Origin of the sequence: Amycolatopsis sp. NPDC058340, assembly GCF_042723975.1 — a bacterium.
In the GTDB taxonomy this organism is placed as follows: Bacteria; Actinomycetota; Actinomycetes; order Mycobacteriales; family Pseudonocardiaceae; genus Amycolatopsis.
On the sequence record NZ_JBHXIB010000078.1, the window covers coordinates 19,294 to 28,044 of the forward strand.

Annotated in this window: 8 protein-coding genes; 4 read left to right on the forward strand and 4 right to left on the reverse strand. The window is 67.8% G+C overall.

The features are described 5' to 3' along the window. The first annotated feature begins 64 nt into the window (after positions 1–64). A complete protein-coding gene (locus tag ACFWIW_RS40255) occupies positions 65–730 on the forward strand; it encodes a DUF998 domain-containing protein (protein ID WP_378373301.1) in 666 nt (221 codons plus the stop codon). A gap of 55 nt (positions 731–785) precedes the next feature. After that, positions 786–1,412: an AAA family ATPase gene (locus tag ACFWIW_RS40260; RefSeq protein WP_378373302.1), complete on the forward strand. Its 627-nt coding sequence runs from the start codon at positions 786–788 to the stop codon at positions 1,410–1,412. Positions 1,413–1,546: 134 nt separating this feature from the next. Here the strand turns inward: ACFWIW_RS40260 and ACFWIW_RS40265 are convergent, their stop codons facing one another. The 4 genes from ACFWIW_RS40265 to ACFWIW_RS40280 form a co-directional block, all read right to left on the reverse strand. Further along, the gene (locus ACFWIW_RS40265) at positions 1,547–2,701 is read right to left on the reverse strand and encodes a 4-hydroxybenzoate 3-monooxygenase (protein WP_378373303.1); all 1,155 of its coding nucleotides are present in this window, start codon (positions 2,699–2,701) and stop codon (positions 1,547–1,549) included. Between the two features lie 72 nt (positions 2,702–2,773). Beyond that, positions 2,774–3,715 carry a DNA polymerase domain-containing protein gene (locus tag ACFWIW_RS40270; protein ID WP_378373304.1) on the reverse strand — a complete coding sequence of 314 codons (942 nt, stop codon included), beginning with the start codon at positions 3,713–3,715 and terminating at the stop codon, positions 2,774–2,776. Between the two features lie 76 nt (positions 3,716–3,791). Next, complete coding sequence (locus tag ACFWIW_RS40275) at positions 3,792–4,307, reverse strand: lytic polysaccharide monooxygenase auxiliary activity family 9 protein (RefSeq protein ID WP_016331699.1); 516 nt, start codon at positions 4,305–4,307, stop codon at positions 3,792–3,794. A 211-nt stretch (positions 4,308–4,518) separates the two neighbouring features. Then, on the reverse strand, positions 4,519–7,131 hold the full coding sequence (locus ACFWIW_RS40280; RefSeq protein WP_378373305.1) for a CHAT domain-containing protein: 2,613 nt from the start codon (positions 7,129–7,131) through the stop codon (positions 4,519–4,521). A gap of 631 nt (positions 7,132–7,762) precedes the next feature. Here ACFWIW_RS40280 and ACFWIW_RS40285 point away from each other — a divergent pair. Both ACFWIW_RS40285 and ACFWIW_RS40290 read left to right on the forward strand, forming a co-directional pair. Next, positions 7,763–8,374 (forward strand): hypothetical protein, encoded by a 612-nt coding sequence (locus tag ACFWIW_RS40285; protein ID WP_378373306.1) that lies wholly within the window; start codon positions 7,763–7,765, stop codon positions 8,372–8,374. Further along, positions 8,313–8,714 carry a hypothetical protein gene (locus ACFWIW_RS40290; RefSeq protein WP_378373307.1) on the forward strand — a complete coding sequence of 134 codons (402 nt, stop codon included), beginning with the start codon at positions 8,313–8,315 and terminating at the stop codon, positions 8,712–8,714. The genes ACFWIW_RS40285 and ACFWIW_RS40290 overlap by 62 nt, the downstream gene beginning before the upstream one ends. Positions 8,715–8,751: the final 37 nt, after the last annotated feature.

Consider the following 8,751-nt stretch of genomic DNA (forward strand, 5'->3'; position numbering starts at 1 on the left):
CACGGTCCCTCCGTCGTCACGAGCTGTCATTATCTAGCGACAAGCACTGCGCACGGAGGCGACCATGAGCCCGCGAACGGCATCCGACAACCTCGTCCACAACTACCTGTTCTTGCGGCGCGCCATAGGTTTCCTCGGGACTGGGCTGCCGTTCGTGCTGATCTTCGGGAAGATGGTCGTCGACGGTGGTGGCCTGCTCAACTCGATCAGCGGCTACTACTACTCGGGAATGCGTGACGTCTGGGTCGGCGTGATGTGCGCCATCGGCGTCTTCCTGTTGTCCTATCGGGGTTACGGCCGGGTCGACGACATCGCCGGGAACATCGCGGCGGTGGCCGCCGTCGGGGTGGCGCTCTTCCCCACGACACCGGCGAACGGCGACCGCTCGGACGAGATCATCGGCCTGCTGCACCTCGGCTTCGCCGCGGTCTTCTTCCTCACCTTGGCGTTCTTCTGCATCGTGCTGTTCACCAAGTCCGACAAGGAGATCCCCGGTGCCCGCAAACCCGAGCGGAACCGGCTGTACGTCGCCTCGGGCGTGATCATGCTGGTGTGCCTGGCGTTGATCGTGCTGTGCGGGCTGGTGTTCGACGAACTGACGAAGGACCTCTACCCGGCGTTGTGGCTGGAGTCGGTGGCGATCCTCGCGTTCGGTGTCGCGTGGCTCACCAAGGGCGGGACGCTCCTTCCCGACAAGACCGCGCTGCCGGGAACGCGGGTGACCGCCTGACCTGTGCCGATCAAGGTAAAGGAACCTTTGCCCTCGGCCGGGTCGTTGACGCCTTATGACCGATCGCATCGCACTCCGGCTCGGCCCTCGCGACCTGCTGGTGGTGGCGGGGATCCCCGGGGCGGGCAAGACCACCCTGCTGTCCCGGGCGGCGACCGGCGCGCTACCGGTGCTCGATTCCGACCAGGTCCGCGGGCGGCTGCGCGAACGGCTGCCGCCCGCGCTGCCGTACCGGAGCTACCGGCCGCTGGTGCATCTGTGGCATCGCGCGCGGGTCGTCCGCACCGCACTGGCGGACTGCGGCCCGCTCGTCGTGCACGAACCGTCGACCAGGGCCACCACCCGCGGCCTGCTGGCCCTGCTCGGCCTGCTGAGCCGCCGCCCGGTCCGGCTGCTGTGGCTCGACGTGGCCCCGGAGGACGCCCGCGCGGGCCAAGTCGCGCGCGGGCGGGTCATCCGGCGGCATTCGTTCGCCCGCCACGTCAAACGGGCCGAAAAGGTCCGCCGCGCCCTGCGCGACGGCTGGGTCCCGGCGGGCTGGCACAGCGCGCGGATGGTGACCCGCGAGGTCACCGGTGCGCTGCGCTTCGTCACCGAGGAGGAGCCGGGAAGACACCGCTCAGGCGACGTCCGGCTCCTCCGCGTCGATCGGCCCACGGCACCGGCGGTCCGCGCGGGCTAGCGGTTCCGGCTCGGGTTCGTCCACGGGAGCGGGACGGTTCGGGTGCGGGTCCAACGGCGTCCAGCGAATGCGTACCGGCATCGTAGTTCGTCCCTTCCCTCTTCACCGGAATACGGACGAGACGAGCGTCCGGTTCAGATACCCACGTAGTTTTCGGCGAAGAAGTCTTGGTGCGCGCGGGAAACCCGCAGGCTCTCCAGCCGCGCGTCCCGCAGCGCCCGCTGGAAGACGGCCTCGTCGTCGTATCCGGCCGGGCCGTGCAGGAGATTGATCATCCAGAGCGAGAACTCCTGCGCACGCCAGATCCGCGGCAGGCAGTCGGCGGAGTAGCGATCGAGCGCCGTCGTGTCGCCGCCGGCGTGGGCTTCGATCAACGCGTGCGCGAGGATCTCGGCCTCCATCAGCGCGAGATTCGCGCCCTTCGCGGCGGCGGGGCTGATGAGGCTCGCCGCGTCCCCCGCGAGGAACAGGTTCCCCCGCTGGATCGTGTCCATCACGCGTGAGGCCATGTCCACTATCCGGCGTTCGATGATGGCGCCGCGTTTGAGCTCGCCGTAGCGGTCCGAGCGCATCCGCACGTGCAGCTCGTCCCAGATCCGGTCGTCTCCCCAGTCCTGAAGATCCTCGCCGCGCGGGACTTCGAGGTAATAGCGCGTCACCGTCGGTGTCCTCGCCATATGCCCGGCGAATCCCCGTTCATGGATCGCGTAGCCGATCGCGGACATGCTCGGCGGCGCCTCGGCGAGGATCGCGAGCCACGAGATGTCGTGGTCCCGGCGGAAGAGCCGCGCGGGGACGGATCTCAGCGATACCCCGCGCCTCCCGTCGCAGCCGGCGATGTACTTGGCACGCAACAGAAGATCATCGGCGATGACCGTCGCGTCCATCCCCGACACCGACGAGACCTCGGTGCCGAACCTGATCTCCCCGCCGCGGGCGAGGAATTCCGCGATCAGGTCGGTGACCAGGAACTGTTGCGGATAGACGGTGTGCACCTCGCCGTTCCCGAGTTCGCTGTACTTGAGCTCGAATTCGGCCTGATCATTGCGAAAGGCGCAGGTGTCGTGCCGCGCGCCCTTTTCCATCAGCCCGGCGGCGAGCCCGTTCTCGGTGAGCACACGGACACTGTTCGCGGCGAGAAAACCCGCCCGCGCCCGGTTTTCGACATGCTCACGGCTTTGCCGCTCGAGGATCAGGCAGTCGATTCCGGCGACCCGCAACAGGTTCCCCAGCACGAGCCCCGCCGGACCGGCCCCAACGATCAGCACGTCGGCATCGATCTTTCCCACGAAAGCCCCCAGTACCTTCGCCCGCCCCCAGCGCGGTCCAAGGTACACAAAACGCCGTGACGGCGTGGGCGTTCAGTCCTTCCGGTCGCGCGCCCTCGCCCGGCGCTTCCCCTCGTGCATCGCCACGACCCGCGCGATCGGGATCGTGTGGCCCTGTTCGACGAGGTCGGTGGGCAGCGTCTGCGGCTCCGGCATCGACTCGGCCCACGGATCCTTGCCGCCGAGGAGATCGGGCGCGGTGTGCACGGTGAAATCGGCGGGAACGACGTTTTCGAGCTCGTCCCAGGCCACCGGGAACGACACCGTCAGCCCCGGCCGCAACCGCGGGCTGTACGCCGCCGCGACCGTGTTGCCGCCCGCGCGCGTCGAATCGAGGTACACCTTGCCCTCACGGTCTTCCACGATGTACGCGGTCGTCGCGACCGACGGATCGAGCCGCTCCGCGCGGGCGGCGAGCGCGCGGGTCGCGGCCGCGACGTCTTCGAAGCCCTGACCCGGTACCAGCGGGACGAAGATGTGCACTCCCTTGGAACCGCTGGTCTTCACCGTCCCGACGAGCCCGGACTCGGCCAGTGCCTGGCGCACCAGCACCGCGGCCTTCACGACATGCGCGAAATCGTCGCCGGCGGGCGGATCCAGGTCCAGCACGAGATGGGTCGGACCCGCGTCCACGTCCGCGGTCATCAGCGTTGGGTGGTATTCGACGGCGCGCTGGTTCGCGAACCACAGCAGCGTGCGGCGGTCGTCGCAGAGCGCGTACGACACCTGCCGTTTCGACGTCTCCGCCCATATCCCGTACCGCTTCACCCAGTCGGGCGTGTACTTGGGCAGGTTCTTCTGCATGAACGGGTCCTGGCCGCGCAGGATGCGGATCACCGAAAGCGGCCTGTTCGCCAGCACCGGGACGAGACGGTCCGCGACGGCGTCCAGATAGTCGACCAGGTCGCGTTTGGTCGCGCCCTCGAACAAGGGCTGGTCGAGGTTGGTCAGCTTGACGCCGTCCCGTTCGCACATGGGACGAGCCTGACACAAAAGCCTCGTGAGTGGTAATGACGGTTAGAACCGTCCTTACCACTCACGAGCCCCACTCCTAACTGATGTTGGCGTCAATACACGCGTAGAAGGCGTTCGCCGTGTCGTAGACGTTCCAGCGGGCGAGGATCTTGTGCCGCCCGCTCTGCTGCAGGTTCACGCTGTGGGTGACCGTCGCGCCCGGCTGCGCGCCGCCGTCGTTGAAGCTGGCGACCTTGGCGCCGTCGACGAAGTACTCCCACGTGCTGGTGCGGTGGCGAGCCGTCAGCGTCCACCGGAACGTGGTGGTACGGCCGAGGGAATGCACCTTCCAGCCCTTGCTGTCGTCGTTGAGGTCCGCGAAACGGCCGACACCGCCGTTGCAGCTCATGAGACCCTTGGGGCCCTCGACACTTTGCGGTTCCCATTTGATGGAGCCACAGGAAACGGTGTTCTGCGCGCATTGCGCCTGCCTGCTCGCCGGCGAGGAAACGTAGCCGTGCGCGCTGGCGGTGCCCGCCGGGATCGCGACCAGGGCCGCCGGCACCATCGCCGCACCGGCCGCCAGGGTCAAAAGCCGTCGTTTGAAGCTCATGCTTACCCCTTTCCCATCTCTACACCCACCGCGGACTCGAGATTGCTGGGTCACAGCGAGCGAAATACCAATGAAGGTCGGGACACATCCGCCGAAGCGCCGAGCAGGCGAATGTGGTCTAGACCATAATTGGTTCAGACGACTCGGTCAAGAGTAACCAACCGGGCACTTGGAGTCGTGAAGATCGAACAGGGGTTGTCAAGCCGGACGATCAGCCCGCACCCAAACAGACGAACGGTCGCCGGAACGGATCAATGGCGATGGTGTCAGCCAACGCGGTCGCCGGTCCGGATCCTCCCGCGAGACCGCGGTGGTAATCGTCCATCGCGGCCGCCGCGGCCTCGTCACCGACTCGGCTCAACGGCGCGATCACCGTCCGCGAACCGCTCGCGAGCAACGCGCTGGCGAAACCGAGGACCTCGTCGCCGGGCCGGATCCGGTTCAACGCCAGTTCGCACGCCGCGAAGACGACCTGTGACGGCGGCTGCGCCAGCCCGGCCATCTCGTGCGCGAAGAGCGCGCCGTCGGCCAATTCCAGCCGGGAGAACAAGGCGTTCTCGGGTTCGTGCGCCCCGTGCGCGGCGATATGCGCGAGCTTCGCCCCGTCCAGCGCCCGCAAAACGGACGACACGGTGGCCTCGGCACCGGCCAGCGTATGCGCGGTCCGGTAATGCATCGCGAGTTTGTCCAGCTCGCCTCGGGTCCCGACGAGGCCGGGGCCGCGGACGAGAACGACCTTCCGCGCGCGTGACACCGCCGACCGCGCCGCCCCCAGCCATGCCGTCGCCGACGGGGCGACGACGATCGGCCGCGACCGCAGCGCGGGCAGCACTCCCCACGGGACGGCGAACAACGGGCCGGTCGGCACGACGATCAGGCCACGCTCCCCGAGCAGCGCTTCGAGCGGCCGGATCAGCTGGGCGTCCAGCCGTTCGGCCTGTTTGCGCGCCGAACCGAGCACCGACTGGACCAGGGGCGCCGGCAGCCGATCCGGCGCGAGGGCGTCGAGATCGATGTTCAGCGTCCGAGCGGACTCCGCCGCCCGCTCGGCCGAACCGAGCCGCACCAGCTCGCATCGCCCGTCGACGACGACCATCGCCACCAGCTCGTCCCCCGACGACGCGAAACTCACCAGCGCGCGCTCGCCCAGCTCCTCGGCGACCTCCGCGAGCCGCGCGACCGGCCGCGGCCTGCCCCAGCGCCCCGTATGCCAGCCGAGCCGATGCGCCTCGCGCAACCGCTCGGCATGCTTCGCGCGCAAGGCCGCCGTCGGATGCCCGTCGTGCTGCGCCTGATGGATCGCCTGGTCGAGCCCCCGGACCTCGCCGACCCGCTCGGCGAGCTCCGGATCGCCCGTCACGACCGGCTCGTACCGGTAGCTCTGCGCGCGGGTCCGCTCCGTCCAGCCGAACAGCCGGGCCGCGTCGGCGCGCTCCAGCACGATCTTGACGGCCAGATCCGCCAGCTCCCGGCCGTGCAACGCCGTACCGGACACCAGCTCGATACCGCCCATCCGGTCGCGGACGCGGTCGAGTTCGGTGAGCCCGGCCCGGATCTCCGCCAGCGCCCTGGTCTTGTCCCCCTCGGCCACCGCGAGTTCCGCACGGCAAAGCCTGCGCAACATCCGGTAATCGACGGACGTCAACCGTCCCGGCCGCGGAATCCGCGCGAGCAGCTCGGCGGCGCGTTTGCGTTTCCCCTTCCGCAGCTCGACCCGGACGGCCAGCATCCGCGCCAGCGCGGCCTGGTCGGCGAGCCGCGGCATCGGCATCCCGTTCGCCGCACGCAGCGCGCGCGACGTCAGGGTCGCCGGGATTTCGTTGGTGCGCAAGGCTTCCTGCACGTCGGCGCGGAGGCCGACGATGGTCGCGTTGGCGACACAGGTCTGACAGCCCCAGCGGAGCGTGCGGCGCCGGGCCGAAGCGGCGTAGGTCCGTGCGAGTTCGAGATCATCGGTCATCAGCGCCGCAGACGCGCGGAACAACTCCACCCCGCCCAGGTCCCTGGTGATACTCCGCTTTTCCAGCATCACCGGCAGGATCTCGTCGAGATGAGCTCCCGCCTCTTCGGCGAGGCCGGCGGTCAACAGCGCTTCGGCCCGCTCCCACCTCAGCAGCGGCGGGATGTCCAGATCGAGCGAGCGATAGATCCGCTCGCTCTCCTCGTAGAGCCGCAGCGCGGCGGGCACGTTCCCGACGCGGAGTTCGAGCGTGCCCAGCGGGCGGCGGACGTCCGCGGCCTGTGCCCGCAGGCCGTTTCGTTCCGCGAGTTCCACGGCGCTGACGAGATCTCGCCTCGCCCGCCGTACGTCGCCGAGCCTGGTGTACGCGAGCCCTCGGGTGGTCAGCGTGCCCAGATAAGGGTCGAGCGACGTCGAGGGCTCCTTCTCCATGCCGAGCGCGGCCTCTTTGTGCTCCAGGGACGAGTCGAAATACGCCGTGCTTTCCTCGTTCCGGCCCACCGCCATGAGCAGGAGTCCGTAATTGTGGTCGAGCTGCCCGCGTAATTCCGCGTAGAGACGGGGGTCGTCCACCGCTTTCAGCAACAGTCGCACGTCGTCCAGACCGGCGAGACCGGAAGCGACGCCTCCGCTGGTCTCCGACCCCACGGTCGCGATACTGGAAGCCAGCCGGATCCGGGCGGCGAGCCAGTCGTGCCTCATCTGTTCGGCGACCGGATGGATGGAATCGAGCAACGCCATGCCCCGGCGAAGCAGAAGGATTCCTTCGCGTTGACGGGCCGAACACGCGGCATCGATACCGGCGCGCTGGAGTTCGCGCGCCTTGCGAATGACCTCGATTTGATCGAGCAGTGTTACCGCCACTGATCTATGACAGCACACTCCGTAGCCGAGAGTCGCCCGCCACCGGTTCAAAACCGGGTGACGGGCGTACATCTTCAGCCAGGAGCATTGCTCAGGGAGCCGGCGGCGGCGTCTGAGCGCATCCGCCCGGGCAATCGCGGACCCGTTCGTTCTGGTGCTCACAATCGGGGCCGTGCTGGTGTTCTCCCTGGTCGGACTTGGGCTGAGCCGGGTCGACCGGCTCTTCCTCGCCGATGGGGTCCTTGACATCCGTAGGCGTCGACATTTGACGATCTCCTCCCCTGATGATCATTTTTGTCTTGCCAGGCCGCCCCATTACGGCGGCCCCCCTCTGTTCGCAGGCCCTCTTCCTGCGAACGGGGCAATAGTGCCACAACGGAGCAGTGATCGGGAGCTTTTACCTACACTGAGTCATCGGCGGCACCCATAAGAGGGACGCCTGGTTAGCGAGCCTCACGATCTCCGCCCAATGGGCGTACCGGCGTCCGCGAAGCGGCCCAAGAGAGATCATTTCACTGCGCCATCCGGCCTAAGATCCAAAACTTCTTGCGACACAAGGGTTTCCGGTCCGAAGGGCGGGGAACTCACCGCTCGTCGGGGGATGACCGGCGAATATCCGGAGGAGATAACGATGCCAACGTGGTTGGTCATCATCATCGTCATCGCCGCGATCCTGGTGGCGGGAGCGGCCGTTTGGTTCGTCATCGAAGGCAGGCGCAGGCGGCGATTGCGGGAGACGTTCGGACCCGAATACGACCGGGCCGTCAAGGAGCACGAAAGCCCGCGCGAAGCCGAACGTGAGCTTTCGTCGCGGGTGAAACGGCATTCGGATCTCGACATCCGGCCGCTGCCGGAGACCACAAAGGACCGGTACGCGCAGGAGTGGGCGCTGATCCAGGAACAGTTCGTCGACCGCCCGTCCGGCGCCGTCGTCGAGGCGGACCGGGTGCTGGTCTCGTTGATGGCCGAGCGCGGCTACCCGACCGAGGGGTACGACCAGCAGCTCGCGGATCTGTCCGTCCGGCACGCGAACGCGTTGCGGCACTATCGCGCCGGGCACGACACATTGGTGCGCCACCGGGAATCCGAAATGTCCACAGAGGACATGCGAGAAGCGATGAAGCACTACCGCGAAGTGTTCGAAGATCTGTTGACCGATTCCGGCGAAGGAGCGGAAAGCCATGGAAAGCAGGCCCCCGGAAACCGAGGGAACGGAACGGCTCGACGAGGATCGGACCACTGACGGCGACACCGGCCGCCCCTTGGGCACCGAGGACCTCGTGGCCACCGATTCCCAGCGCGCCGGCGAAGACGACGCGCAGACGTTGTTCGAGAACGTCGACGTCGAGCGGTTCCGCGAGAGCTGGCAAGGAATCCAGACGGCCTTTGTGGACGATCCGCGGCGAGCGGTCAAGGAAGCCGACGAACTCGTCGCGGTGGTGATCCAGAATCTGGCCACGACCTTCGCGGACCACAAGAAGGAACTGGAATCCGCGTGGAGCCAGGGCGAACCGGCCACCGAAGACCTCCGGATCGCGCTCCGGCGCTACCGGTCGTTCTTCAACCAACTGCTGAGCGCCTGACCAAAAGCCTCGTGAGTGGCGAGGACGGTTAGAACCG